This is a genomic window from Hymenobacter cellulosivorans, assembly GCF_022919135.1.
GTDB classification, from domain to species: domain Bacteria; phylum Bacteroidota; class Bacteroidia; order Cytophagales; family Hymenobacteraceae; genus Hymenobacter; species Hymenobacter cellulosivorans.
The window spans coordinates 2,595,012-2,621,302 of the sequence record NZ_CP095049.1 but is presented as its reverse complement, the minus strand read 5'-3'; the positions used below and the strand labels follow the sequence as shown (position 1 = coordinate 2,621,302).

General features: G+C 58.5%; 27 protein-coding genes. 23 read left to right on the top strand and 4 right to left on the bottom strand.

Features of this window, described 5'->3' with window-relative positions; all coding sequences use genetic code 11:
- Positions 1-28 precede the first annotated feature (28 nt).
- Entirely contained in the window at positions 29-886 is an 858-nt protein-coding gene (locus MUN80_RS11035; RefSeq protein ID WP_244723701.1) for a dienelactone hydrolase family protein, read from the top strand.
- 63 nt (positions 887-949) lie between these two features.
- On the opposite strand, the gene MUN80_RS11030 is transcribed toward MUN80_RS11035, so the two are convergent.
- The 3 genes from MUN80_RS11030 to MUN80_RS11020 all read right to left on the bottom strand — a co-directional run bounded on the left by MUN80_RS11030 (position 950) and on the right by MUN80_RS11020 (position 5,915).
- Complete coding sequence (locus tag MUN80_RS11030) at positions 950-3,628, bottom strand: alpha-L-rhamnosidase-related protein (RefSeq protein WP_244723698.1); 2,679 nt, start codon at positions 3,626-3,628, stop codon at positions 950-952.
- A gap of 178 nt (positions 3,629-3,806) precedes the next feature.
- Positions 3,807-5,360: a M28 family metallopeptidase gene (locus MUN80_RS11025; RefSeq protein ID WP_244723695.1), complete on the bottom strand. Its 1,554-nt coding sequence runs from the start codon at positions 5,358-5,360 to the stop codon at positions 3,807-3,809.
- 138 nt (positions 5,361-5,498) lie between these two features.
- On the bottom strand, positions 5,499-5,915 hold the full coding sequence (locus tag MUN80_RS11020; protein ID WP_244723692.1) for a response regulator: 417 nt from the start codon (positions 5,913-5,915) through the stop codon (positions 5,499-5,501).
- A gap of 319 nt (positions 5,916-6,234) precedes the next feature.
- On the opposite strand from MUN80_RS11020, the gene MUN80_RS11015 reads away from it, so the two are divergent.
- The 8 genes from MUN80_RS11015 (at position 6,235) to MUN80_RS10980 (ending at position 13,489) form a co-directional block, all read left to right on the top strand.
- Positions 6,235-7,179 carry a DUF4279 domain-containing protein gene (locus tag MUN80_RS11015; RefSeq protein WP_244723690.1) on the top strand — a complete coding sequence of 315 codons (945 nt, stop codon included), beginning with the start codon at positions 6,235-6,237 and terminating at the stop codon, positions 7,177-7,179.
- 150 nt (positions 7,180-7,329) lie between these two features.
- Positions 7,330-7,905: a hypothetical protein gene (locus MUN80_RS11010; RefSeq protein ID WP_244723688.1), complete on the top strand. Its 576-nt coding sequence runs from the start codon at positions 7,330-7,332 to the stop codon at positions 7,903-7,905.
- A gap of 93 nt (positions 7,906-7,998) precedes the next feature.
- Entirely contained in the window at positions 7,999-8,289 is a 291-nt protein-coding gene (locus MUN80_RS11005; RefSeq protein WP_244723686.1) for a putative quinol monooxygenase, read from the top strand.
- A gap of 946 nt (positions 8,290-9,235) precedes the next feature.
- On the top strand, positions 9,236-11,047 hold the full coding sequence (locus tag MUN80_RS11000; protein WP_244723684.1) for an ABC transporter ATP-binding protein: 1,812 nt from the start codon (positions 9,236-9,238) through the stop codon (positions 11,045-11,047).
- Positions 11,048-11,117: 70 nt separating this feature from the next.
- Positions 11,118-11,744, top strand: coding sequence for a hypothetical protein (locus MUN80_RS10995; RefSeq protein ID WP_244723681.1), 627 nt, complete (start codon positions 11,118-11,120; stop codon positions 11,742-11,744).
- A 213-nt stretch (positions 11,745-11,957) separates the two neighbouring features.
- A complete protein-coding gene (locus MUN80_RS10990; RefSeq protein ID WP_244723678.1) occupies positions 11,958-12,188 on the top strand; it encodes a DUF6364 family protein in 231 nt (76 codons plus the stop codon).
- A gap of 76 nt (positions 12,189-12,264) precedes the next feature.
- Positions 12,265-12,690, top strand: a complete 426-nt coding sequence (locus MUN80_RS10985) for a PIN domain-containing protein (protein ID WP_244723675.1) — start codon at positions 12,265-12,267, stop codon at positions 12,688-12,690.
- A gap of 109 nt (positions 12,691-12,799) precedes the next feature.
- The gene (locus MUN80_RS10980) at positions 12,800-13,489 is read left to right on the top strand and encodes a hypothetical protein (protein WP_244723672.1); all 690 of its coding nucleotides are present in this window, start codon (positions 12,800-12,802) and stop codon (positions 13,487-13,489) included.
- A 592-nt stretch (positions 13,490-14,081) separates the two neighbouring features.
- Here the strand turns inward: MUN80_RS10980 and MUN80_RS10975 are convergent.
- Positions 14,082-14,819: a hypothetical protein gene (locus MUN80_RS10975; protein WP_244723670.1), complete on the bottom strand. Its 738-nt coding sequence runs from the start codon at positions 14,817-14,819 to the stop codon at positions 14,082-14,084.
- A 161-nt stretch (positions 14,820-14,980) separates the two neighbouring features.
- Here MUN80_RS10975 and MUN80_RS10970 point away from each other — a divergent pair, with 161 nt between their 5' ends.
- The 14 genes from MUN80_RS10970 to MUN80_RS10905 all read left to right on the top strand — a co-directional run bounded on the left by MUN80_RS10970 (position 14,981) and on the right by MUN80_RS10905 (position 26,286).
- Positions 14,981-15,619 (top strand): hypothetical protein, encoded by a 639-nt coding sequence (locus MUN80_RS10970; protein WP_244723667.1) that lies wholly within the window; start codon positions 14,981-14,983, stop codon positions 15,617-15,619.
- A gap of 133 nt (positions 15,620-15,752) precedes the next feature.
- Positions 15,753-16,406 carry a hypothetical protein gene (locus MUN80_RS10965; protein ID WP_244723664.1) on the top strand — a complete coding sequence of 218 codons (654 nt, stop codon included), beginning with the start codon at positions 15,753-15,755 and terminating at the stop codon, positions 16,404-16,406.
- 137 nt (positions 16,407-16,543) lie between these two features.
- A complete protein-coding gene (locus MUN80_RS10960) occupies positions 16,544-17,098 on the top strand; it encodes a hypothetical protein (RefSeq protein ID WP_244723661.1) in 555 nt (184 codons plus the stop codon).
- A 206-nt stretch (positions 17,099-17,304) separates the two neighbouring features.
- Complete coding sequence (locus tag MUN80_RS10955) at positions 17,305-18,372, top strand: SDR family oxidoreductase (protein ID WP_244723658.1); 1,068 nt, start codon at positions 17,305-17,307, stop codon at positions 18,370-18,372.
- 207 nt (positions 18,373-18,579) lie between these two features.
- Positions 18,580-19,281 (top strand): hypothetical protein, encoded by a 702-nt coding sequence (locus tag MUN80_RS10950; RefSeq protein WP_244723655.1) that lies wholly within the window; start codon positions 18,580-18,582, stop codon positions 19,279-19,281.
- A gap of 174 nt (positions 19,282-19,455) precedes the next feature.
- Entirely contained in the window at positions 19,456-20,079 is a 624-nt protein-coding gene (locus MUN80_RS10945) for a DNA-3-methyladenine glycosylase I (RefSeq protein ID WP_244723653.1), read from the top strand.
- A 95-nt stretch (positions 20,080-20,174) separates the two neighbouring features.
- Positions 20,175-20,438: a barstar family protein gene (locus MUN80_RS10940; RefSeq protein WP_244723650.1), complete on the top strand. Its 264-nt coding sequence runs from the start codon at positions 20,175-20,177 to the stop codon at positions 20,436-20,438.
- Positions 20,439-20,581: 143 nt separating this feature from the next.
- Positions 20,582-21,145, top strand: a complete 564-nt coding sequence (locus MUN80_RS10935; RefSeq protein WP_244723647.1) for a hypothetical protein — start codon at positions 20,582-20,584, stop codon at positions 21,143-21,145.
- Positions 21,146-21,208: 63 nt separating this feature from the next.
- Complete coding sequence (locus tag MUN80_RS10930; protein ID WP_244723644.1) at positions 21,209-21,592, top strand: hypothetical protein; 384 nt, start codon at positions 21,209-21,211, stop codon at positions 21,590-21,592.
- A gap of 71 nt (positions 21,593-21,663) precedes the next feature.
- The gene (locus MUN80_RS10925) at positions 21,664-22,920 is read left to right on the top strand and encodes a M1 family aminopeptidase (protein WP_244723642.1); all 1,257 of its coding nucleotides are present in this window, start codon (positions 21,664-21,666) and stop codon (positions 22,918-22,920) included.
- A 114-nt stretch (positions 22,921-23,034) separates the two neighbouring features.
- Positions 23,035-23,472: an SRPBCC domain-containing protein gene (locus MUN80_RS10920; protein ID WP_244723640.1), complete on the top strand. Its 438-nt coding sequence runs from the start codon at positions 23,035-23,037 to the stop codon at positions 23,470-23,472.
- Positions 23,473-23,604: 132 nt separating this feature from the next.
- Positions 23,605-25,497, top strand: a complete 1,893-nt coding sequence (locus MUN80_RS10915) for a porin (RefSeq protein ID WP_244723638.1) — start codon at positions 23,605-23,607, stop codon at positions 25,495-25,497.
- 71 nt (positions 25,498-25,568) lie between these two features.
- Entirely contained in the window at positions 25,569-25,853 is a 285-nt protein-coding gene (locus MUN80_RS10910; RefSeq protein WP_244723636.1) for a hypothetical protein, read from the top strand.
- A gap of 28 nt (positions 25,854-25,881) precedes the next feature.
- Entirely contained in the window at positions 25,882-26,286 is a 405-nt protein-coding gene (locus MUN80_RS10905) for an ACT domain-containing protein (RefSeq protein WP_244723634.1), read from the top strand.
- Positions 26,287-26,291 lie beyond the last annotated feature (5 nt).

The window sequence follows — 26,291 nt, the reverse complement described above, 5'->3', positions numbered from 1 at the left end:
GTAAATCATCCGCCCCACTATTCTCCTTATGGACCAGCGCATTATCAACCTTTTTGACGAGTATACCCATAAACCCCTGACCCGCAAGGAATTTATGGAGCAGCTGATCAAGCTGACTGGTGGACTGGCGCTGGCTATGACGGCCCTCTCGGTGCTGGATCCGGGCTACGCGGAGGCCGCTACGGTGGAAGAATCCGACAAAGACCTGGTGATTGAGGACGTAACCTGGCCAGGGGATGCTTCGACCATGAAAGGCTACCTGGCGCGCCCCAAAGGCCGCAAAAAGCGCGGGGCGGTGGTGGTGATTCACGAAAACCGCGGCCTGACGCCCCACATCAAGGACGTGACGCGCCGCGTGGCCAAGGCGGGCTACCTGGCTTTGGGCGTGGATGCCTTATCGCCGTTTGGGGGCACCCCGGCCAACGAGGACGAGGGCCGTACCCTGATTGGCAAGCTCGACGCGCAGCAGAACCTAGGCAACTACCTGCGGGCCCTGAACTACCTGCGCAGCCGCCCCGACAGCAACGGTAAAACCGGCTGCGTGGGCTTCTGCTGGGGCGGGGCCCTGGCCAATCAGCTCGCCGTACATGATTCCCAGCTCAACGCGGCCGTGGCCTACTACGGCATGCAGCCCAAGGCCGAAGACGTGCCGATGATTAAAGCCGCCGTGATGCTGCACTACGGCGGCCTCGATGAGCGGGTAAATGCCGGGGCCGCTGCCTACGAAGCTGCACTGAAGGCTGCCCACGTTTCCTACGAGCAGTTTATATACGAAGGCGCCAACCACGCCTTCAACAACGACTCCTCCCCGGCCCGCTACAACGCCGAAGCCGCCAAGCTGGCCTGGGACCGGACCTTGCGCCTGTTCAAGGAGAAGCTTTCCTAACGGATAAAGCAACAAAAAGGCCTGGCAGCTACCTGTCGGGCCTTTTTGTTGCTTTATCGGGCCTTAGTCAATTCTGGTCAGGCGCAGGTAGTCGAGTAGGGCCTGGTTAACTTCCCCGTTCATATTCTCGTTGGCCGCCTCGAAGGTGAGCGTGAGCGGGTGCACCCCTTTTTCCAGGCGCACCAGGATAGGATTGGAAAAACCCCAGTCGGACCACTCGTCTATCCCCCGCTGCGGTAGTACTACGGTGCCCAGCAGCTGCCGGCCGCGGCGTAGGGTCCGGATAGCGCACTTGTTGCTGGTGTTAATGGGTCCATTACCGTTGGCGTAGCGAAAATCAACGGCGTAGAGGCCCGCCTCGGTCACTATGACGGGTACAGCCAGCGTCTTGTTCCGGCTCTTGCTGATTTCCACGAAACCCTGGCCAGTATAGCCTTGGTAAGGCTTGCTGGACTTTGAGCGGCCGTTGCCCAGGTCGTAGATACGCTGAAATTTCCCGACCGGCACGGCCAACGGCTCACTGGCGAAGGACTCATGGTTTTGGGCGTCGATGGCGAAAACCTGATACTCGGCGTAATTAGCAGCGGCTGGCACGGCAAATTCGGGGGTAGTGGTGCGGGCCGCAAACTGGCCGTTGCGCAGCACCTGGTAGGCCCGGGCACCGTCCACTGGAGCCCAGGTCAACTGACCGTTGGCGTAGCGCACGGCCGGGGTCATAGGGGCTACATGATGGGTTACTTTATGCTGCGTAGAGGCCGGTAGGGCAACATTGGGCAACTCGATACGGACGTCGTGGAAGCCGGTGAGCGTGGCCGGCAGCGTGGCGTCCGGCAGAGGCTGCCCGTCGAGAGTAATACTTGTAATACCCTGGCCGAAACCTACCAGTTCAATGTTGAGCACCGCGCCCCGGTAGTGGAAGCCGGTGAGCCGGCGCGTGCCCTGCAAGGCTTGGGGCACAAACGGCTGAAACCGGAGGCCATTGGGCTGAAAGTCCAGGCCGAACAGGCCCTTATACACCAGACCCAGTGCGCCGGAAAGGCTCCAGAGCATGTTGCTGCTGTTGATTTGGGTGCCGGCAAAGTCGCCGTTGCTGGCCACAAAGTTTTCCTTGTTGGTCAAGAACAACGCCGCCGGCCGGCTCACGGCCATCAGGCTTTCCAGGAAGGAGGCTTCATTACCGACTTTGGCTGCCGCCAGCCCCCAGTAGCTTTGCACGAAGGGCCACACGGCATTGTTATGGTAAGGCGGAATGCCCGAAATCTGCGGGTAAATGCAGGGGATGCCGTAGTCCATGACGGGTGCGCGGGTTATTACCGTCTGGGGACGGCTGCCTTCGGCCACACCAAAAAGCACCGTCAGAGCTTCCCCCAGCGCCTCGGCTTTGGGCGAGAGGTGCTGGTAGACGCGGCCGTAGCGAAACTGCCCGTAGTAGCCTTGGTCTTCCAGCCACAGGTGCTGGTTGAGGCCGTTTTTTATCCGTGTGGCCCGCTCCTGGGCCGCGCGGGCCACGGTAGCTTCGCCCAGCCTTTCCGCCATCTGCGCCAGCACCTGGTTGGCCTGAAAATGCACGGCGTTGGTGCCTAATGTTTCCGACTGATAAATATCCACCGGCTGCATCCACTTGGGGTAGGTTTGCTCCCGCCAGTCCAGAAACGACGACTCGCCGCGCACCAGGCCGGTTTGCGGGTTGTAGGCATTCACCACATCGTCTTCGATGGAGTTCTTGATAATCGGGTAAACTTGCTTGAGCCAGGCTTCGTCGCCGGTAGTCAGGTAGATTTCCCAGGCGGCTACGGCCCAAATCATCCGGTCGGTGGAGCATGGGTAGGCACCGCCGGTGCCGGTGTCCTGCACGATACGGCCCTGGGGCGTGACTTTGCGCAGCAGGCTGATTTTGGCTACCTCGGGTTGCAGAGCAGCCTGGGCCAGGATGATGGAGTAGCTAATGTCGCGCGTCCAGACGCCGGCCCACTCCTTCCCGGTGCGGAACGTGCCGTCAGGCTCCACAGCGCGCTTGGCTTCTTCCAGGGCCAGGTTATACAGCGCGTCGAGCAAGGGGTAGGCAGACGTGAGCTGAGGGAAGGCCGTCACGTCGAGCGAGGCTTGCCAGTGGCTGGCGGTGGCCTCTTGCTCGGAATGGGCGTTGAGCACCACCGTGGTTTCGTAAATACCGTTGCCGTCGGGGTCGGTTAGCTCCAGGCCGGGCTTGTTGATTAGGTTGTCAAAGTCCCAACTGAGCGGGGCAGTATTGCCGGCCACAAAGACGTGTTTGAAATCGTCTTTATACAGCTTCTGCCCATTGTAGAGCTCATAAAAGCCCTGCCGCTGAAACGCCGCCCGCATGGGCCGCAGATCCAACCGAATCTTGAGCGGCGTGTTGGGCGCCAGGTAGGTTTCGGTGGGCACTGCAGCCTGATCCACATACTGCTGACCAAAGACGATAACCGGCGTTTCGAGGGGCTGCCCAGCCTTGGGCAGCGCCACAATGACGTGGTCCTGGCCGGGCGGCATTTCGTTGTCCTTGCCGTTGAGGCTGAACTTGAAGCTAATGCGCGGGCTCTGAAACGCGTTGGCCGGACTCCGGTAGTTCGAAGTCAGTTCCCGGCGCGACCCGGCCCGAGCCACGTGCGCCCCCTGCACCACCGAGTCGGGGTACACGGTGTACGCCGCCGACTGCCATACCGGCACCGCACTGGCAGCGGCGGTGGTGGTTGAAGAAGTAGAAGATGTATTCTTATGCACCTGGCACGATCCTAAAGCAAGCAGTGAAAGGAAAAGAGGGGCGGGAAATTTCATACAAAGCGGAGGTGGCGGGCCCCTAAGCTACGCGACGAACGGCAAAGAGTAGGCTCCACTAAACGCACAACGCCCCGCCAGACGAGCTGACGGGGCGTTGGCAAAGCCGTTAGCAACAGAGGCTTTATTGGGCCTTGCTGGCGGCGGGCAAGGGCTTGCGGGGCAACTTCTGGTCCCGCATGGCCGCGTTGTAGACGAACGTAGCTACTACCACGGCTGCCTGCTTAAGGTCGTTGGGCGGGAGCCGCTCGTAGGTGTCCATGTTGGTGTGGTGGGTGCGGGTGCCGTAGTCGAGCGGGTCCTGAATGAACTGAAAACCCGGCAGCCCCACCGCGTCGAACGAGAGGTGGTCGGTGCCGCCAGTGTTGCGCTTGGTGATGGTGGTAGCACCCAGTTCGGCCAGGGGCTTGAGCCACTCAGTGAAAATGGGCATCACCGCTTCGTTGCCCTGGGTGTAGATGCCGCGAATCTTGCCCGCGCCGTTGTCCAGATTGAAGTAGGCGGCCAACTTGGCGTGGTCGGGCAGCAGCTGCATGGTGGCCGGGTCGGCAAAGTGGTTTTTCACGTAGTTTTTCGAGCCGTGCAGGCCCTGCTCCTCCTCACCCCACAGGGCAATGCGGATGGTGCGGCGGGGCTGCACGCCGGCGGCTTTCAGAATCCGGACGGCCTCCATCATGATGGCGCAGCCGGCAGCATTGTCGGTGGCCCCGCTGGCGGCGTGCCAGGAGTCGAGGTGGCCACCGAGCATGACGACCTCACTTTTCAGCTTCCGGTCGGTGCCCGGAATTTCGGCCACTACGTTGTAGCCTTTCAGGTCCTGGGTTTGAAAGCGGGTGCGGGTTTCGAGCTCGAGCTCCACTGGAATACCGGCTTCCGCCAGCCGAATCAAGCGGAGCTGGTCTTCGGGGGCCATTTCCATTTCGGGCAGCACGGGTTTGGCATCGGGGGCATAAGGGGCGCCGTTGCTGGTAAAGAACGTGCCTTCGGAGCCCCCGCGGCTGCTAAGCACGGCCACGGCCCCTTCGCTGAGGTAGAAGTCGGCCATCTTGGCGCGGAGGGTGGCTTGGGCGCGGCGGGCGGCCAGGCGCTCGGCATCGGCGGCGGAAGCTACCGGGGCGGTGGGCGCTTCGGTCATCTTTTGCAGCTCGGCGTCGGTGTAGCGGCGGGCATCGGGCTCGAAGCTGGTTTTGGGCGGCTGGGCTACTTCCGTCAGCACGATTTTGTCGCGCAGCCGGCCTTTGTAGGCATCCAGATCGGCTTCGGTAGCGGCTTTTACCACCACTACCTGCTTTTTCACGAGGCCCGCCGTGGATGGGGTCCAGGCTTTGGGCGCCCCAATCATGGCGTGGTAGTAGGGCGCCGTCATGGCCACGTACGACTTCTCGATGTCCCAGCCGCGCCCGAAGGTGCCCCAGGGCTCGATATTGGCGTTGACCAGACCCCAGCTCGTGAGCTGCTGCTTGGTCCAGGCATTGGCCCGCTGCAAGCCTTCGGAGTTGGCCAGGCGCGGACCGCTTACGTCGGTCAGGTAAAAGGCCGTTTCCATGACCTTGGAGCGGTTCAGGCCTTCATCCTTGATTTTTTCCAGGACGGCCACATCCACTTTTTCGGTTTGCTGGGCGTGGCCGGGCCGCAGCAGTAAGCCGCCGGCCAGCGTTAAGAGAAGAAGTTTGTTCATCGAGAAGCAGAAAAGCGGGCTGATATACTGTCAAAGAGGGGCTGGCCGGGCTGAACGTTGCAGCAACGCGGTACGACTACTCAAGATACAGCTCAGCTGGCGCAAGCTTCCCCCTGCCAAACCTGATGTTGCGCTTAGCTAATCGGCCAGCTGCTGCCCGAAATGCTGCGTTAGAATGTCGCTTACTTTTTCCTTGGTCAGGGGCTTGTTCAGAAATCCGCCGATGTGCAGTTGCTCGACTCGCTGCACGTCACGCGGGTGCAGGGAGGTAGTCAGCATAATAACCACGCTGGGGCTCTGCTGGGCTACAGGTAACTGTGCGTAGGCGTCCAGAAAATCGAACCCATTCATGACGGGCATGTTTACGTCCAGCAGAATCAAAACCGGGCAGCTTTTCCGTTCTATGCAGTGCTCTTCAAGCAGACTAATAGCCTCTTTTCCGTTCAGTGCAATCAGTAGCTTGTCGGTCAACTCTAATTCGTCAAGCAGGCGCTGATTGAGAAAGTTGGTAATAGGATCATCGTCGACCAGCAGAATACAGGAGAGCTTTGGCATGCGCAAGGTACTAAGGGTACTACCGGCGGTGGTTGACAACCGGTTAATCTGGCAGCTTACGTAAAGCGGCGGCTTACGTTGGCCTCTAAGCGGCAAAGGTGCCTCCCACCCGCCGCCTTCGGAGCCGTTACGCCACTGAGGCCAGCAGCTTGCCGGGGGTATGAGCAGCTCCCGAATCCGGCGTCCGGTGGCGTGGCACTCAGCCAGCGGCGGATTTATGTAGCGGCCCTGGGAACCAGACTTGCTCAAGGATAGAGGTGTGACTGGCGTTTTCCGGGCTATATTACCGCTACCCCTTCTACTGCTGTTACCCTAGCCCATGTTGGATGTAAATTCTCAGTTGCAAGTCTTGTTCGAGCAGCACGGCGTCAGCACCGTTACGACAGACGACAAGGTTCTGCTGCTGACCAAACAGCCAGCCTTGCTCCAGGCCCGGGTAACCTCCCGGCAGTACCCTACTGGCGCTACCTCTCAGCTCGACGTGCGGTTGTTCATCCAAAACCAGATGGTGGTGGAATGCTTCGGCGACCCATCGGATTATTGCCTATATCGTCTTAGCCGTCAGCTTCTGGGGCAGCTGTCCGCATTACCACTTCTCCCTGATTTATCCGCGTTAATTGTGCTTACCATCCCCGAGGTAGTTGCCCAGGAATTGGCCGCCCCACGCTTTGGCGTGACCCAGCAGTTTCTGGCTATTCACCGTATCCGTTACGAGGCGGGCCAGCCCCTCATCCTGCATAATACGACCACGCCCGACGGCAGGCACATGGCCTGGCTAGCGGTAGAAAATGAGCGGTTTTACTTCGTCATGTACCTTGATCCGACGGGCGCCGAGGTTCTATGGGTAGATACCGAGGAATTCCACGACGTTTGGTTGCGGGCCACCTCCGCAACGCGGCCCTTAGCCGAGCTAGCGGCCCTGACCAAGCTGCGGCCCTCGGCCCAGTGGAACATGGGCGACCCGCGGCGGGTGGGTGGGGCCCGGCACCAGGAAAGTGGCCTCGACTTCACGCTGGATACCCCGCCCGACACGTTCGAAAACAAGCTCGGCCTATTCCTTGATTTTCTGGAGCAGGATGCTGCCGGCATTCGGGCTCTGGCGTCCCGGGCGGACTGCACCTTGCGGGTTGCCTCCTACTTTCACAACGGCAATAGCATGCTCGGCGGGTTTCACCTCAACGCCCCGCTACTAAAGCGCCTCAACAACCTCGATTTGTCTATCGACTTCGACCTGTATGCAACCGGCGAAAAATGGGGCGACTGATGGTTAGAGCCACTGCGTCTTTTACCGAGCTCACCGTTCGGCTACGCAGCAATCCGACTGAGCAGCAGGGAGCTCAACACGAAATTATGCACCGGTCTTTCGTCCCATGTTTCTGGTAATTGCTGCCCAACGGCCGTATTTTCAGAGACGATGAAGCGACTACAGCGACTACTCTACTGCGGCATAGCCGTTTTTGCCGGCAGTTGCGCCCAGCATACGCCAGCCCTGGGGCCCACCCGGTTCTACGACTTCAACATTGAAGTCACCCTGCTGCACTCCACGGGTAGCCTGCAGCAGCGCTTTATTCTGGCTAACCTACGTCCCGACTACGCCGCCCAGCCGGTTGGCTGGCACCCGGGCCGGCTCCAGCCCCACACCTTGCACGTAGTGAAATACGTGGCCTCCAATGATTCACACCGCCGGTTGCGCAAGCTGGCTGACCCGCGCGACACGATGCGTATTGCGCTCCGTCGCGGGCAGATGGACACGCTCTACGCCCTGACCACAGCCCTATTCGCCCAGCCCGGCCCTCACAACCTGACGCCCGACCACCTCCCCGCCCCACCCGAACCCGATGCCATTTCAGCTACGGTCGACTTCAACCTGGGCCCGGGCGGCAACCGCTATAAAGTACATTTGCCCGCCGCTGGGCAGAACTTTGCCCTGCACACTTACCTGAAGCGCGTGCTGGCCCAGTATAAGCGCAGTCACCCGCCTATTACCTAAGCACCAAGCATGTAATCAGTTCAATATCAGCGGCAACAGGGCCTAAATTCCGGCAAAAAACTTATCTTCCGGGCCTACCTTCCTATCCCTGTCATGACCGTCGAATACATTCGCTACCGCATTGCCGCCGAGCAGCAGCCGGCCTTCATCGAGGCCCTGCGCAAGGCCAACGAGTTGCTCACCCAGGCCCCCGACTGCCTGCACTACGAGCTGACCCACTGCGAGGAAGACCCCGAACTCTTTATCTGGCGCATCGAGTGGACCTCGGTAGACCGCCACCTCAACGGCTTCCGCAAAAGCCCGGCCTTTGGCGCATTCTTTCAGCTGGTGAAGCCGTTTTACCAGAGTATTCAGGAAATGAACCACTACGCGGTGGTGGGATAACAATTCGACGTTACCTCTCAATAGGCGCACATTTGCTAAACTTACGCCTTTGCTTTTTTCTATTATTCCCTAGAACCTCATGCCCCGATTACATTGGCCCGCCTGGCAAACTCCATCTGAAACCGTCCTACTGGAACTAGCTAAGTCGCTATTACCCCATATTCAGCTTTTGCATCCTGATATAGTTACCAGGATCGTTGATGACAACAACAGAAGATATACTGAATTGAAACAAGCTTTCGAGGAACTAGGCATCAGCACTAACCCATATTTATGGCCCAATTCGCCCGTCGCCTTTCCTGGTATTAGACGACCACTCGGCAGGGACGAAGTTCGAGCTTTCGATAACAGGCAGCCAAGCAAAAGTCATACACATTTCTGTCTAGACGACAATACCTACCCTAAATGGGTATGGTCTTTCATGCTTAGAAATCGCAAGCCAGACAACATCAATCCAAAGGGATACGCACTAGCTCACGTACTTGACCACAAAGATTACAAGACACGTAACACGGTGGAATTAAAAGGAAATTTCCCTGTGATAAACGACAATAATAATAACGTATTCGCAGGACTATATACAAGTTGCGTAAATACTATTTGGACGCCCACAGCACTATTCAAACCAACAGATCATAGTCCTAAGATTAGATTTCTAATTAACCAAATTATTCACAAGTCGTATAATGAAGTTTGTGCCATTCTGCCCTATAACCTTGAATTCAATTTTGATAATACAGACTCAGAATGGCACGTATCAAATTTCGATTACAAGCCCAACTTTGTTGGCAACATTAGTTTTATTAATGGATTTCTTACCTCCCGAAATGCGGTGCTTGATGAGCTAATCGAACGAGCGCAATCATTAACTTGCTAATTACCCAATAACCCCACCGCCCTCCCGCGCGTCTAATCGGACACTACCATACCGTCCGCGCTACCGCTCATGAGTCTTTGGGAAATAATCCGCCGCCTTTACCCCTATGTGCTGCCCTACCGCCGCCTGGTCATCAGCACCCTGCTGCTGACCCTGGTGGGCTCCTTGGCGGCCCAGGTCAACCCCTTCGTGCTGCGCTACACCGTGGATACGGTACAGGGCTTGCTCAACCGCAACCTTGGCTTGGCTCAGGGCCTGGACATGCTGCTGTGGGTGAGCGGGCTGCTGCTGGGCAAGGAGGTTATCAACACCTTCATCCAGTTCGGGCAGAAGTTTTACGGGGAGAAAATCCGCATCAGCGTGTCGAGCACCCTCTCGCAGGATGCCATTCACAAGCTGCTGAGCTACGAGCTGGGCTTTTACTCTGACAGCGGCAACCAGGCTGGCAAGCTCCAGACCCGCATCGACCGGGGCGTGGAGAGCTTGATGAAGCTGGTGCAGAACTTCTTTATCGATATCCTGCCTTTGTTTGCCAACGCCCTGGTGGCCCTGGTAGTCATGTTTATGGCCAACGTGTACGTGGGCCTGGTAGCCGTCTGTATTTTGCCCATCTACTTCTGGATCAGCTACCGGCAGGCCGACAAGCTCAATGGTACCCGCCGGGCCCTGCGCGGACTGCGGGAGGCCAAAAGCCAGGGCCTGGTAAATCTGATTGACTCGGCCGTGGTCATCAAGAGCTTCGTGCGCGAAGACTACGAGGAGCAGAAACAGGCCCAGGTGCAGCAGAATCTGCAGGAAGCCCAGCTGGCGACGCGCAAAACCAACTTCCTCTACGACGGGCTTAAAACCTTTATCGAGCAGGTCGGCGTGGTACTCATCATCATCCTGACGGCCTACCTCGTGCTCGACCGGCAAATCAGCATTGGGGCCATTATGTTCCACATTTTGCTGTTTAACAACGTGTCGGCCCCGATCCGGCAATTGCACCGCATCTACGACGAGATGAACGAGGCCCTGACCTACTCCGAGGGCTTCTTCGACATCCTGGACGCCGACGATGCCCGCGAGAAAACCGGCTCTATCCAACCCGATCAGCTGCGCGGCACCTTCGAGATTTGCAACGTGGACTTCACCTACCCCAGCGGCACCCAGGCCCTGCACGACGTGTGCCTGACCATTGAGGAAGGCAAAACCACGGCCCTGGTGGGCCTCAGCGGGGCCGGTAAAAGCACGATTATCAACCTGCTCTGCAAATTCTACGAGCCGGATCATGGCAAAATGCTGCTCGACGGCCACCCCCTGGCCGACTACGACACCCACGCCCTGCGCCAGCGCATCGGGCTGGTGCTTCAGAAAAACCACATCTTCAAGGGTACCATCGAGGAAAACATCCGCTACGGGGTGATGGACGCCACGCTGGAGCAAATCCAGGCCGCGGCCAAGCAGGCCTACCTCCACGAGCAGATTCTGGAGCTGCCCAAGGGCTACCAGAGCGACGCCCAGCAGCTCAGCGGGGGCCAGCAGCAGCGCATTGCCATTGCCCGGCTGTTCCTAAAAAATCCGCCCATCATCTTCCTCGACGAGCCCACCGCCTCCCTCGACGCCATTGCCACCGAGCAAATCAAAAACTCCCTCGACGCCATCAAGAAAGGCCGCACGGTGGTCATCATCTCCCATAGCCTGGCCCAAATCGTGGACTCCGACTGTATCTACGTCATGAAGCAGGGCCGCATGGTGGAAAGCGGCACCCACGAGCAACTCTACGACCTGCGCGGCACCTACCGCGAGATTTTCGACGCCTCGGCAAGAAGCTTGAATATCGAGAAGCTGGCGAGGGTGATGGTGGATGATGAGGATGAGGTGGGCGATACGGCGGCGTAGGCATTAAGCATTCATTTTCTATTACTTTCGGATTGCTCCAGCTAGTCCATCTTCTATACTATAGCCCGCTATGTTTTTACTGTATATCCTCGGTGCCCTGGTTGCCCTAGTTTGCTTGCTGATTTTGTTTATTCTTATCCTCAATCTCCTGGCAGAATTTCCGTTGCGCATCCCTGGCCCCGAATTTAAGTATGTCTATGTAGAGGAGAATGGGACCGTGCGCGAGCTGAACGCGGAAGAGCGGGAATATCTCTCTATTGACTTTGAGCCTAGCAACTCAGCCCGGCCCTATATCAAGTGGAGATATGGTTCCAGAGCTGGCGACGGACTCCTATCAGGTTTTATTGCGCGAAAAAGGCTTCCATTTTGGATTCCCATTGGCTCTCAGGCTCCATATTCGGGCGAGGAGCAGTCCTTAAAAGGTCAAACCGTACGCATTATGATTAGCGAACAACCCGAGAATCTGTTCGGAACCATTATCTCCGTGCATACCTCGAAATACATTGTCATTAAATTAACTAAGGTCATCGAGACGAATAGGATAACAAGTGACTTGATAGGTATTTCACCGCAAAGTATGCAGGATTCATTTATGCTTATGATGCAAGGTTATAGCATGGCAACACATGGCCATTGCCTCAATGAATACTTACTGCCAGTAGGTTTTATGGTTAGTGGAAATATTGTTATTGAATAATCAAGTCCCGCAGTCGCTCGGCTGTGCCGAGTGACGCCTACGTGTGAGCAGCTATGCTGCGAATTGAGCCGCGCAAACAGAATCACCGTACGGCGCGGGCCCCTCGGGGCACAGCCCCTCCGCATAATGGTCACTCGGCAGAGACGAGCGACGGCGCCCCGGGGCACTTCTCCCCGCCGTTCTGCGTATCTTCCGTAGCTAACTGCCACTGCCATGACCCAACTCACGCTTAACCTTCCCGACCACCTGGCCCAGCAGGCCGAAGATTATGCCAAGGCCCAGGGTAAGACTTTGGCAGCACTAGTCGAAGATACCTTGCTAAGCCTGACTGCTAAGCCGAAGATTACCGTGGAAGAGTCAAGACCCGAAGCAACTATCGTGTCATTAGGAAAGCAGGCTGGCACCACGCCAACGCTGGAAATATCCCCGAGATTCTGGCGCTGATGGGGTCGGTGACGCTACCGCAGGGCATGACCGTCGAAGAGGCCCGCGACGAATATCTGACCGCTAAGTATCTGAAATGAAACACTGGTTTCTGGATACAAACGTGCTGATTGATTTTCTGCTGGGTCGCCTTCCCTTCGCGCTCGATGCTGCTGCCCTGCTGGAGCTGGCCCGCCGCCAGCAGTTACAGCTGTATGCCGCCAGTTTATCCTTCGCTACCGCTTACTACATCACTCGAAAAACAAAGACCCACGAGCAGACGCTAGCTGCTTTGAGTAAGCTGACTCGATTGGTGCAAGTAGTGTCAGTAGATGCCACCACGGTACAGCAGGCTCTAGCTGCCGGTTTCCCCGATTTCGAAGACGCCTTACAGTATTTTGCCGCTACGGCGGCACCTGCTATTACGGCTATCATTACCCGCGACCCGCAAGGCTTCCGCGACGCTACGGTACTCGTTCTGACACCGGCCGAAGCAGTAGCCCAGGCCATAACAGGTAGTTAAAAAATAAACCCGCCTACCTCCGCTTGCCTAACTTCAGTTCCTCAATACCTTACGCCCGGTCCGGCCTTGCCGGGTCGGGCTATTTTATGTACTTATTTACCTCTTCATTATGCCTGCTTACCAGAGTTATTTCGACAACTTTTTCGCGACGCTGCCCATGTCGCGCACCAACTTTAAAGCCCTGGGCGCGGCTACTCACCTGGCCGTGAAGCAGGCCGAGCTCGGCAACGAGTTTAACGCCCACCTCACGGCCCTGGAAGCGGCCCTCAACGGCTTCGATGTGAACCTGACCGATGCCGACGAATCCACGAGCGGGGGCACGGAGGCGTTTCGGATGGCCCGCCGGCAGTGGCTCACCTTCGTGGACGACACGATGAAGGACTACGTGACGCCCAAGCTGCGTAAGCTCCCGGCCTACGCCGACTTTAGGAAGTATACCCGGGGTAAGCTCACCGGCCTCGACCAGCATGAATTGCTTCAGGATTCTAAGCTGCTGCTTGACCTCTACACCAAGCACGCCGCCGGCCTGGGCCAGCCCAGCCTGCCCGCTGCTGCCAAAGCTGCCTACCAGCAGCTGGCTAGTGCCGACGAGAGCCGGGACACCGCCGACGCGGCTATTTCCCAGGCCCGCGTGGCCCTGTCCGCCGACTGGCTGAAGCTGGCCCGCGCCCTGCGCCGCCTCAAGGCCCAGCTGGAGCTGCGCTTCGAGGAGACCGAGGAAGTGTACCGGTTTTTTGATTTTGGGAAAACCCGCGTAGCGAAGCGCCCGGCCAAAGCCAAGGAGGTTTCTATGAAGTGAGTAATGCCTCCGGGACTTGTCCCGAGGCACAAATTGAGTTTCGGAAGGCCTCCGGGATAAGTCCCGGAGGCCTTTTCTATTTCCGGCAGCTCGCCGGGACTTGTCCCGGGGCCTACAGGAGTTGTGAAAATGCTCCTGGACAAGTCCCGCTGCGTTTTTAAAACATCAACAGTGTCTCAGGACTTGTGCTGAAGTGCTTCTAGACTTCTGAATGAGCCTCGGGACTTGTGCTGGTGGCTTCCCAGCCTTTTCGCACGGCAAACCGGAGTACTGCGAACTTTCGGCTTGATAGTATTTCCTCTGTCATCCTGAACATTCCGCGCATGAAGCGGCGACGAAGGACCTTTCTTACCTACCCTATTAAGGCCCATACCAACACGTAAAAGCCCTTTACCACCTAGCGCGGTAAAGGGCTTTTACGTGTTGAATACTGCTTGTCAGAACATAGAGGAAGGTCCTTCACTCCGCGTTGCTGCGTTCAGGATGACAGACGAAATAAGCCAACACACCTAGTGATTTAGTAAACGGATTTAGGGCAAACGGCTGCCAGAGCGGAGGGCACTTGTTGTCAGATTGGTACCCTGCGCGCCTCCTACTTCTTCTCCTCCAGCAGGTTTTTGGCCTCGCCTTTCTCGTTGAGGGTTTCGATGCGGGGGTTGCCGCTGGCGTCGACGTAGAGCTTGAGCTTGGGCTTGCCGTCGGGGCCGGAGAGGAAGAGGCCGGAGTTGTTGCTTCCGGTGCGGCCCAGGAAGACGCGGTTTTTGGAGCCTTCCTGGGCGAAGAGCTCGTCAATTTTGCGGTCCCGCTCGGCTTTGTCCTTGATTTTCTCCAGCTCCAGGAGCTTGGCGTTGCGCACGTCGATGTTGGAGCCCACGGGGTAGTCGTTGATGCTGATGCCGCGGCGGATGCTGGCCTTGCCCGCGGCGTAGGATTCGGCGTTCAGGATCTGGATGACCTGGTCGTCGTGGTACTGGTCCATGGTGAAGGACATGCCCGAGTTGGTTTCGCCCTTCTTGGTTTCGCCGGCGTACACCAGGCCGCCGCACTCGTCGCCCTCGTCGTTAAAGAAAATCATGCCCGCCTGCCGTTCGCGCTTGGGGTAGTCTTTGCCGTTCATGCGGCCCGAGTGCTGCCGGTCCTTGTTGCTGATAACCATGCGCAGGCTGCCATCCTCGCCGATGACGTTGACGCGCTTGACGGTTAGCTCATCGAGCTTCTGGCTTTTGTCGGAGCCGGTGAAGGACGCCAGGATAAACAGCCCGAAGGCAACGGTGCTGCCAATAGCATAGGCCGTGAGGAAATTGACCCGTTTTTCGAGGGTGGTGCTCATGCGTAGAAAGGGAAAGTGGTAGAAAGGTAGCCGCTAAGGTAGCCCGGCCCTAGCAGCCGAAACAAGCCTGCCGCGGGCTGACCTTGGCGGCACAACAGATTGGCTCTACCTTTCCCAACCCGTACTTGCTTAGTGCCACGGTAGCGTATACCCGCCTCATTATGCCCCAAAAGGATTCTATCGAAGTCTACGAGAAGCTTATTGGCACCGACTACAAACCGGCTCTGGAACGGTTTTCCCGCGTGCTGCTCCGCCTGGGCGTACCGCCCGACGAAGTGCAGCGCGTTTTCGATGCGTTTCGGTGGGAGGTAGCAGAAGGCACCTGCTGCGTTTTTGCTATAGAATGGGATGTTGCCGACTTCAAACTTCCAGGTTGGAATATTGCCATTCAGCCCTACGTAATGGGGTTCACTCCCAACCTTGACGAGGGTGTAACTGACAACTGGTTTTACTGCGGCTTTTGCCTGGAGACGTACGAGCTCATTCCCGCCTACATCTGGCGCGGGCACGTACCCTGGCATTATCCGGCCGAGTCGCAAAAGCTGATAGCCACGCTGGCCCAGGCCATGCACCAGGAGTTTAGCCAAGCGACTATCTACTTCACGGATGACAGCCAGGATGGGGACCTGATGGACGCTGTCATGGGAAACGAGGCAGGCAAAAAATGGCGGTTCCACTACGCCCTGTTCCCCTTGGAGCCCCACGACGCCTATCTGCCTATTCCACCCTCCCACGCCGGCCGGTTTGGCCGCTATTTCGAGGCCTGGGACCGGAAAACCTGGCCTCAGTTCACCAGCTAAAACCCGCGTAGTTTCATCTACTTATCCTACTTCGACGCTACTCTCTACCTTCAAATAGCTATATACTAGCTTTACGGACCGATTACCGGGGGCAGTGCCCGTGTGGTAGTCGTTTCTGTCAGCCTACTTTCTGATGAAAACTACGCCTGTCTTATACCTTCTAGCTGGCTTGCTAACGGCCTGCCAGACCCAACCCACCGAGCAACCAGCGGCGGCCGCTACGCCCCCGCCCACCGCCGCACTTGCCCCCGCACCCGAGCCGGCGGCCGAAGCCGAGCCCGAAATGGGCACTATGCGGGCCTTGGCCGAACCCGTGCCCCCGGCTACCGAAGTCCTGCCGGGTGATTCGGCCCAGGCCCGGCAGTGGCTGATTGCCAGCATCGAGGAAAATTTTGCCGACAAGGTGAAGGAGCAGCAAAACAGCGAAGACGAAAACCCGAACGGCATCTATTCGCTCCAATACCTGACCTACAAAACCGACGCCACCTGGCTGGAGTACACCGAGGGGGAGGGCGAACTGGAGGCAAAAGCCCAACGGGCATTCGAGAAGAAGTGGGGTGGCCGCTATGACACCCGCTATGTGGGCAGCGGAGGCTTCTTGTTTACCCAGGAGAATTACGGCCCCGCCAAGGTGACTCAGTGCCAGCTGAAAGAGCAGACGCCCGACCACGCCTTTGTGTTCGACGTGGTTGTCCACGACCTAAAAAATCAGCACAACGGCAAAGGCGACATCAAGGTGGTGAATACTGCCCAGGGCTATAAGATTGACGATGTGCGGGAATACTAGCCTCCTAGCGGGCGGGAATGGCGCAACTAGACCCTGGGGCCACAATGCTGCATTCGTATATAATGTTTACTATACTAGCGCAGTCTGATACAGCCCTTAACGCTATGGAATCTACCGCTACCCCGTCTCCTTCGTTTATGACCACTTTCTTCCAGGAGCTCCGGTCGAAAGCCGGGCTACTGCTTACCACGCTAATCATCGGAGTACTGACCGTTTTCTCCGACTATATTGTCGACAACATCAAGACGGGAATCAACCGCGCCAATACCCGCACCACCCACTTCGATGTTATTTCCAAGGAGCTTTCTGCCTTCATTTTCAATGCGGAGCTGGCAGAGGAAATCGGTGCCAACCGCATCAGCAACAAGGCCTACATTACCAGCATCATTACGGATTACAATACCTCGGTCACCAGCCTGCGTAAAAACGAGTACTACCACTACGCCCTCATTCATAAGTACTGGAACGAGGAAGCCTATCAGCAGTATCGGCTAGCCATGCAACAGGCTAAAACCTACGACTCCTTGCTGCACCAGCTCAACCCCGTGTATGCTCAGCTTACGCAGCAGGCAGAGGGCAAGCTAACCTATACGCCCGCCATGGAAGAGGACCTGAAACAGCAGGGCCCCAAGCTCCGGAGTGCTCTGAGGCAGCTCCAGCAGAAATCCGAAACCTTCCTGAATAACTTCTAACCAGGTTTGCCCCCAGCAGCTGGTCGGCACGTAGCAGCAGTCATAGCATACTCTTCGACGAACCTGTTTTGCATGCTTGCCGCATGCAATAGCTGTGCTTCCCTACGCCTTTTTCATTCCGTGGGGGCCGATTCTGCGTTTCAGCTGTTACTACTGCTTCCGCCGCCGCGTAAGGTGGCTTGGTTGAAACTCTGAAATCAGAACTCATGAAGAATATTGCCCTCATTGTGGGTGCCAGCGGCATCATCGGCAGCAACCTGGCCCAGGAGCTGCTGGCCCACGACTGGCCCACCTACGGCCTGGCCCGCTCCCCCCGCCACGACGTGCCTGGCCTGCAGCCCGTGGCTGCCGACTTGCTGGACCCTACCAGCCTGGCTACCGCCCTGGAAGGCCTCGCCCCTACCCACGTGTTTATCACCAGCTGGATGCGGCAGGATACGGAGGCCGAAAACATCCGCGTCAACGGCCTGATGGTGCGCAACCTGCTCGACGCGCTGGCCCCGAAAAAGTCAGTGCAGCACGTGGCCCTGGTAACCGGCCTGAAGCACTACCTCGGGCCATTTGATGCCTACGCTAAGACCGGCACCCTGCCCTTGACGCCCGTGCGCGAAGAACACCCCCGCCTGCCCCTCGACAATTTCTACTACGCCCAGGAGGATGAGGTGTACGCCGCCGCGGCCCGCGACGGGTTTACGTGGAGCATTCACCGGCCCCATACCATTATCGGCAAGGCCGTGGGCAACCTGATGAACCTGGGCACTACCCTGGCCGTGTACGCCAGCATCTGCAAAGCCACCGGCCGCCCCTTCCGCTGGCCCGGCTCGGAAGCTCAGTGGCACGGTCTCTCCGACGTCACCGACGCCCGCATTATTGCCAAGCAGCTCCGCTGGGCCGCTACTACCGAGGCCGCCCGCAATGAGGCCTTCAACATCGTGAACGGGGACGTGTTCCGCTGGAGCTGGCTCTGGCCCCGCCTGGCTGCCTGGTTTGGGGTAGAAGCCGTGGGCTTTGATGGCACGATTCACCCGCTGGAAGCCGAGCTCAGCCAGGATGCCGCCGTGTGGCGCGAACTGGCCGAGCGCCATCAGCTTCAGGAAGCCGACCTGAGCCGCCTGGCCTCGCCCTGGCATACCGACCTGGACCTGGGCCGCCCCATCGAAGTTATGACCGACATGGCCAAGAGCCGCAAGCTAGGCTTCCGGGAGTACCAGTCGACCGAGGATTCGTTCCTCGACCTGTTCGAGCAGCTACGCCAGGACCGCCTGATTCCGTAGCCCCGCGCCTGTTTCGCCGGTAACGACGCCCGGTTCGGCCCTGCCGGACCGGGCGTTTCGGTGCAGAACCAAGCCGTCCGGGGCGGAGGCTGGCGGCTTTATTCCGGGTATTTCGTGGGTGTTTAGGCGGCCACGCCGTAAGTGTAAGCAAGGCGGCGCGGACTCATCGCGCCGCTGCGGCCTTGCAGCCGGCTAGTACCTGTACTTATGAAGAATTTCACTGTTGAACGCCTTTCCTTCGAAACCCTCAGCGCCCTGCCCGACTCCTGGACCAATCAGGATTACCGGGAATTGCTGCTGCTGCTCGACTTTGAGGAAGCTGGCGAGATAGAGCCCGCCGAGCTCAAGGCCATGTGCCTGATGGCCCTCACCGATTTGGAACCCACTGAGGCTGCCCAGCTGGTACTTACTTATCTCTTTGCTGATCAACTCACGCCGGGTCAGGTCGAGAACCTGGCCCACCAGATGCTGACCGAGAAGCTCTGGGAAGAAAACCCGCAGCTGCACCAGCACGAGGGCTTTTTCAAGGCTACCCAGCTTCTCTACGAAGCCTACAACGGCAAATTTCCCCGGGCCGAGGCGGTGCGGTTTCAGGTGCAGTTCACCGCCGCCGAGGCCGATGACCTCACGCTGTTTGCCCACCAGCCCGAAGCCCCACTCCTGCGCCTGCTGGCTCCGGGCATGCCCGACAATACTCTGCTTAAGCGCCTCTTCGGCGACCAGCTGGCTGGTACCAGCTTTCCCGAGGCGCCTTTCATTATCTGGCAGCTGCGCACCATTCGGCAAGAGGCGACTACCCTGGTACTGGAAGTAGTAGGCTCGGCCTACTGGCTCGACGATTTCAAATACGCCGATACCTACGAGGCTTTCACCCAGGCCGATGCTGTAATGGAAGCCGAAGCCCATTAAGCTCTTTGAAATCTTAGACCTACGTAACGCCACGGGCGTCATCGGCTCCGACTGGATGACGCCCGTGGCGTTATAGGTTACTTTCAAAGCAAGTTCCGGGGCCAGACCCGAATGCACCGGACATTGCGTTCCAGCCGTACCAGTACTGAACTTTATAGGACAACAGGAAGAGCAATGACTACTGCAACTGGCACCGCGGCAGCACCCGTAGATGGCCGCTGCCCCTGGGCTGACAAGAGCGACTTGCTGCGCGCCTTCCACGACCACGAATGGGGCGAGCCGGTGGCCGAGCCCGGCATCCTGTTCGAGTATCTGGTGCTGCACACGTTTCAGCTGGGCTTCGACTTTCCGGTGGTGCTCAAGCGGCGCGAAGGGTTCCGGGAGCTGCTGGCCGGCTTCGAGCCCGAGCGGATTGCCCGCTTCACCGAAGACGATGTGGCCGAATTGCTGCTCAATCCGCGCATTATCCGCAACCGCCGCAAGCTGGAAGGCACCGTGCAAAACGCCCAGGCCTGGCTGCGGCTGCGCGAGGAAGTGGGCGGCGAGGCCGGGCTGTTGCCGTTCTTCTACCAGTACGTCGGCGGCCACTCTGTCGATAATCGGCGCAGTGCCGCCAACCCCGTGCCCCTAACGACTCCGCAGAGCGAGGCCATGAGCCGGGACCTGAAGCGCCGCGGCTTCGTCATGACCGGGCCCATGACCTGCTACAACATCCTGCAAACCGCCGGCCTGATCAACGACCATTTGCTCAGCTGCCCCCGCCACGCCGAGTGCGCGGCCCTGGCAAGCCAGATATAGCTCGGCCCCGAGGCATTGCGGTGTATATTTCGAGTCCAAGAGCGGGTACAAAAACCCCGGTCACGCTGGGCTTTCCCTCCTTCTTCCCTTCTACTATGACCCTCGACCTGACCGGTATTCAAACCAAAGCAGCCCTGCATGCGCTTTTTAAACAAGCCCTAGGCTTCCCGGAATGGTACGGTCCAAGCTGGGACGCATTCTGGGACTCAGCCATAGCAATTGTGGAGATGCCCGACCAGCTGACCTTGCTCAACTGGGAAGAATTTGCCCAACACTGTCCGCGCGACATGGAAATTCTGCGGCGCGTTATGCAGGACTATGCCGAAGAAATGGCCCCGAAACGGATTGTTCTGGGCTAAGGACAGCTTAGCGCAACTGGCACTTTGCCTACTGAAGCCAAGTGCGGGGCATCATCTTATATTAGATATATACTAGCTTCGCCCGCCCGTTACCGGCGCGGCCACTCGCCGCTATTCACCTTGCGTATCTTATTACTCTTCCGATGAAAATCACGCTTGCGCTATGCCTTGCTACAGGCCTGCTGACGGCTTGCCAAACTCAACCCGCCGAGCAGCAGCAGTCTGGCCCGGCTGCACCTACTGCCGCTCCGGCGGCTTCGGCAGCATCCCCTCTGGATACAGCTCAGGCCCGCCAGTGGCTGATTGCCAGCATCGATACGAACTTCACCAACGAGGACCAGGAACGGCGTAATACCGACCCCGACGACTCAACCAGCATTTTTACGCCCCAGTATGTGCAGTATAAACTCGACGCCCTGCAGCTGGAATTTGCGGAGGAGGAAAACGCCGAGCAAAAGTTTCAGCAAAAATGGTCGGGGCGCTACAACCCGCAGCTTGTCGGGAACGGGGGCTTTTTGCTGGTGCAGGGCCAGGATTTCGGCAAGGTCAAGGTGATTCGGTGCAGGTTTAAGGAACGCACCTCGGACCAGGGCCTGCTGTTTACCGTGACCACCAAAGACTTCACCTACAACGCCGAAGCCTCGGGCGACTTCAAAGTTATTCGGACTCCGCAGGGCTACAAGATTGACGACGTGCGGGAGTACTAACTGCCCGCCCGTTGCCTCGGCCAAAGATGAGCTCCTTGGCAAACTTTACTTGTTGGATACTATATGGCTGCCAACCAAACGCCGTCAGGGAAGCCCAAGCAGGCCGGGCGTCGGTTCGAGCCGGAGTTGGTGCAGCGCGTGGCCGAGGCGCTGGCCGCGGGTCGGCGGCTGGTAGCATATCACCGCGACTATTGTGGCCTGGGGCTGGCCTGCGAGAAGGGGCGCTACATCTACGCCGAGGTGTGGGACGGGCAGCTCCAGGGCCTCAACACCCAGGACGACCGGCCGCCCTTCGCCCTGGTTTTCCCCGACCAGGCGGAATTTGTGCAGTGGCTCGGTAGCCAGTCGGATGCTACGCTGAGCCGCCGGGAGCTGCCCGATTCCTTCTACTGGCACAATCAAACCATTACCCGGCAGCGGCTGCGGCAGTTTGTGGCGGGCAGTTGAGCTTGGAGCTGGCCGGTGAATTGGCGTAGCTTCGGGTCTTGGCTTGCTACGTCACCTTATTCCTCTATTCAATGCGCCTTATCCTTTTACTCCTGGCACTAGTGCTAGGCTTTGGTACCGCCGGCTGGGCCAAACCAGCCCGCAACCAGGTAACTGTCGACCTGACCATTCAGCCCGCTACTCATTCTTTTTCCTGCCGCTACACGCTTACGACCACCGCACCGGCCGCTGTTTCCCAGCTGGGCCTGAACCTGAACCGGCAGTTCCGGCTGGCAACTATTACCGGCCCCCAGGTAACCCGCTTCACGGCCGCTCCCTGGTACGACAGTTTCCAGAAAGACACATTGCAGCGGCTGAGCGTGGCGTTTTCGGGTCCGCAGCGCCGGCCGCGCCTTACGGTGGAATATGGCGGGCAATTGCCCGAGCGGTTTTACACCGACAGCCTGGCCGAGCTGACGGCCTTTGCCAACTGGCTGCCCAACCTACCCGACCGGGAGTATGAGCTGGTCGATTACCAGCTGACGGTGCACGTGCCCGTGGGTTTTCGGGTAGTCAGTACGCATGAGCCCCGGCGGGTTCGGCCCGGTGAATACTATTTTACCGGTACGGCGCCCAACATTGAGCTAACGGCCGTGGCGGCCCGCTCCTTCACTACGCTGGTGGCGGCGGGCAGTCCACAGATAGTTATTCACAAGGCTAACCGCCCGGCCACCCACCTCGACACTGTGCTGCTCAGCCAGGCCCAGGCCATGATTAGGTGGCAAAACCAGACTATAGGCCGTCAGGAACCGATTCGCCAGTTTACGTTTCTGCTGCCCGGCACCAACCGCAACGCCAGCGGCCTGCTCGATAACGCCGCCGTCATTACCTACTCCGACTTCGACCCGCGCCGAACGGGTGAGCTACTGATTCTGGCCCACGAAATCAGCCACAAGTGGTGGGGCTACGGCACCTGGAATGACTACAACAACTGGCTCAACGAGGGCATGGCCACCTATTCCAGCCTGCTCTACCTGCGCACCACCGGCGACACGGCCCGTTTCCGTCAGGAACTAGCCAAGCGCCGGACCAGTGCCGCCTCAGTAGGCGCCGTCATCGGCTTCGACGTGCGCCGCAATGACTACCCCACGTTTCGGAAGGCCATGTACGACAAGCCGACCGTAATTCTCTACGAGCTAGAGCAGCGTCTGGGAACGGAGGTCTTCCTACAACTGCTGGCTACTGCCGCCGCCGCTCACCTGGCTACTACCGAGGAATTTCTGACCTTGGTAGAGCGCCAAACCTCCCGCGCTACCCGCGACTGGCTGGCCGGCAAGCTGAGCACCTAGCGCCGGGGGCCCCGGTGTATCAAAGGGCTGTCTGCTGAGCCGCCACGCACAGCCTTGTGCCGGTCAGCCGCGTATAAGTAGCTCATTCAGCCACGCTTAACCTGCCATACACCGATGAAAAAGGCCTGCTTTTCCATTATGATTAACGCGCCCAAAGAAAAAGTGTGGAATGTGCTCTGGGGCGAACAAACCTATGGCCAGTGGGCCAGCGTATTCAGTCCCGGCTCCCATGCCCAGTCCGATTGGCAGGAAGGCAGCCAGGTCGTGTTCAGCTCGGCTAATGGGGGAAGCATGTATAGCCAGATTGCGCAGCAGACCCTTCACGAGTACATTTCCTTTCAGCACCTGGGCCAGGTAAAAGACGGCCAACAGCAGCCCTTCGACCAGAACAACCAGGACTGGGCAGGCGCTACCGAAAACTACACGCTGCGGCAAATTGGGAATACCACGGAGCTGACCGTAGAAATGGACGTGCCGGAAAACCACCAGGCGTATTTTGCCGAAACCTTCCCTAGGGCCCTGGAAAAGGTAAAGGAGCTGGCTGAGGCGTAGGCGCACGGCCCAACCCATGGCTTAGCCTGGAACAGCCACGAAGCCACTACCGCATTTGGAAACATTCACTTAACATTGGATTCATATTCAGGTAACAGGTAATGCCGCACTTTGCGCCAACATTACCTTTTTATGAAGAAACTGTTAACCAGCCTGCTGCTTCTAGCAGCCGGAGCGGCCCACGGACAAGCAGCTGACTCGGTCACGAAGGCTCCGGCGATGGCTAAAAAGTGGTTTGAGAGCTTTACTATCCGAGGGTACGTGCAGGCCCGCTACAACCGGCTGCTCGAAACCAACCCCGCCCTGCAGTGCGAGCAGTGCGACAAATCGTGGGGGGCCAACGGCGGCTTCTCGCTGCGACGGATTCGGGTGATTTTTTTCGGGCAGCTCAATGAGCGGATTTACTTTTATCTCCAACCCGACTTTGCCAGCACCCTGAGCGGCAACACAACCCTGAACGTGGGCCTGCTGCGCGACGCCTACATGGACCTGGGCCTGGACAAAGCCAGCCGATTCAGGGTGCGCGTAGGACAAAGCAAAGTACCCTACGGCTTTGAGAACATGCAGTCGAGCCAGAACCGGCTGGCCCTGGACCGCAACGACGCGCTGAACAGTGCCTTGTCCAACGAGCGAGACCTGGGCGCCTTTATCTACTGGGCCCCTACCGCCGTGCGGCAGCGGTTCAGCAAGCTGGTAAAAGATGGCCTGAAGGGTTCCGGTGACTATGGCGTAGTTGGCCTCGGCGTGTTCAACGGGCAAACGGCCAATCGGCCCGAACTCAACGACCAGCGCCACATCGTAGCCCGGTTGGCTTATCCACTCAGCATTGGCAGTCAGATCATCGAACCCTCGGTGCAGGCGTATACCGGGCATTACGTGGTGGGTAAAGACCAGCTCTCCACGGGCGTGAAGCACCGCCCCGACCTAAGCTACCCCGACCAGCGTCTGGCCGCCACGTTTGTGCTGTATCCGCAGCCGTTTGGGGTGCAGGCCGAGTACAACGTGGGCCGGGGACCAGAATTCAACCCCGCTACCGACAGTATCGAAAACCAGCAGCTGCACGGCGGCTACGTGCTGTTGAATATGCGCCTGCACTACCAACAGCAGCAATTTTACCCATTTGTGCGGGTGCAGTATTATGACGGCGGCAAAAAGCATGAGCGGGATGCCCGCAGCTACACCGTGCGCGAAGCCGAGCTGGGCGTGGAATGGCAGCCCTCCCCCAGCTTCGAGCTAGTGACGATGTATACGCTCTCCTCGCGCCGCTTTGAGGATTTTCAGCGGCCCGACAACCGGCAGCGGGCGGCTTGCTTCGCCTGCAGGCCCAGCTCAACTTTTAGGTCTCTTCTGGTTGTCTCGCGGAGGCTTTTCTTCTACTTTGGCACCCTAATTATCCGCGGGAGCCTTCGAATGCTGACTAAATACAAGCTTGTCTGGATGGGCCTGCTGGCCATCAGCTACGGCGTGGTAAAGCTGTGGCTGCTGGCTTCCTACTCCGATGGAGTGCTGGCTCCGCTGCGGCAGCTAGAGCCCCAGACGGCGGCCGCCCTACGGCAACTCCCGGCCGGCACGCCGGTATTAGTAGAAGGCCGCATCAGCCGCATTACGCCCCAGCGCTACGGCACGCTGGTAGCCTACGTGCGCAGCAGCGCCGAGCGGTACTCTAAAGAGCAGGAGCCCATCTGGCTGGAAAATGACTGGGTGGCCCCGGCCCTGCTGCTGGAAGTAGGCTCCCAAACAGTACCCGTAGAAGCCGGCTACGCTCTGCGCAATACCACCATTCAAAAGCTTACCAAGCGCAACAGCTACAACGGCTTCGACCGGGGCAGCCAAGTTTTCGCCGTAGGTACCGTGAGCCGGGCCGGGACTATCAAGGCCGAAACTGTGTACGGGGGCAAGCGGGACGACTACCTTTTCAAGCAGACCGGGGAAAAATGGGTGGGCTACGCCGGAGCCCTGTTTGTGCTGGTACTGGGCCTAGGCCTTATCGGGGTAGAAGTGGTACTGGGCCGTAACCGCCGCTAACTGGGCGAATAAACCAGCTACAAGGCGTTTGGCACTGTATCTTTGGCTGTTTCAGCATTTTACCCGGCCCAATGACGACCATCCTGCTTGCCTTGCTCATAGCTTCTCCACTGTTGTGGCTGCTTAGCTTGCTGTGGCTAAGCTCCTGGCAGCATATCCGGCCGTTCTTCGCCCTGAACCTGGTCGTTTTGCTGGCGTATCTGCTCGTCTTGACTTCGCCCGGTGTGTCGCCTTTTGAGGTAGACCCCTACGGCCTGGGGCGCACTTTCCTCATTATTGCCGCGGTGCTAAGCCACGTGCTGCTGGGGTTTATTTTTGCCCTGGGCTATTATTTCAAAAGCCGCCGGGCCCAGTAATTACTACCAGACGTCTAGCCGTATTCCAATGAGTGGAGAAACCAATCTGGCCCAGCTGCTACGCACTATGCAGCCCATCCGACAGCCGGGCACCTACGTCTTCTGCACCGTAGCGTCCCTGAGCGGCCTTGACCTGACCAACTGCGTGGGCATGTTCCGGGAGGCCGAGGGTATCACCCTCATTTTACCCCGTGCCACTGCCGACCAGTTGGCCCTGAGCTATTCCTACGTAGCCGCCTGGCTGACGCTCACGGTACATTCGGCCCTCGAAGCCGTGGGCCTTACGGCCGCCTTTGCCCAGGCTTTAACCCGCCACCACATCAGCTGCAACGTGGTGGCAGGCTATTATCACGACCACATTTTCGTAGCTGAAACTGACGCGGACACAGCCCTCGAAGTGCTGGGGCAGCTCGCCGCAACCGGCCCCGAGTAAAGGCA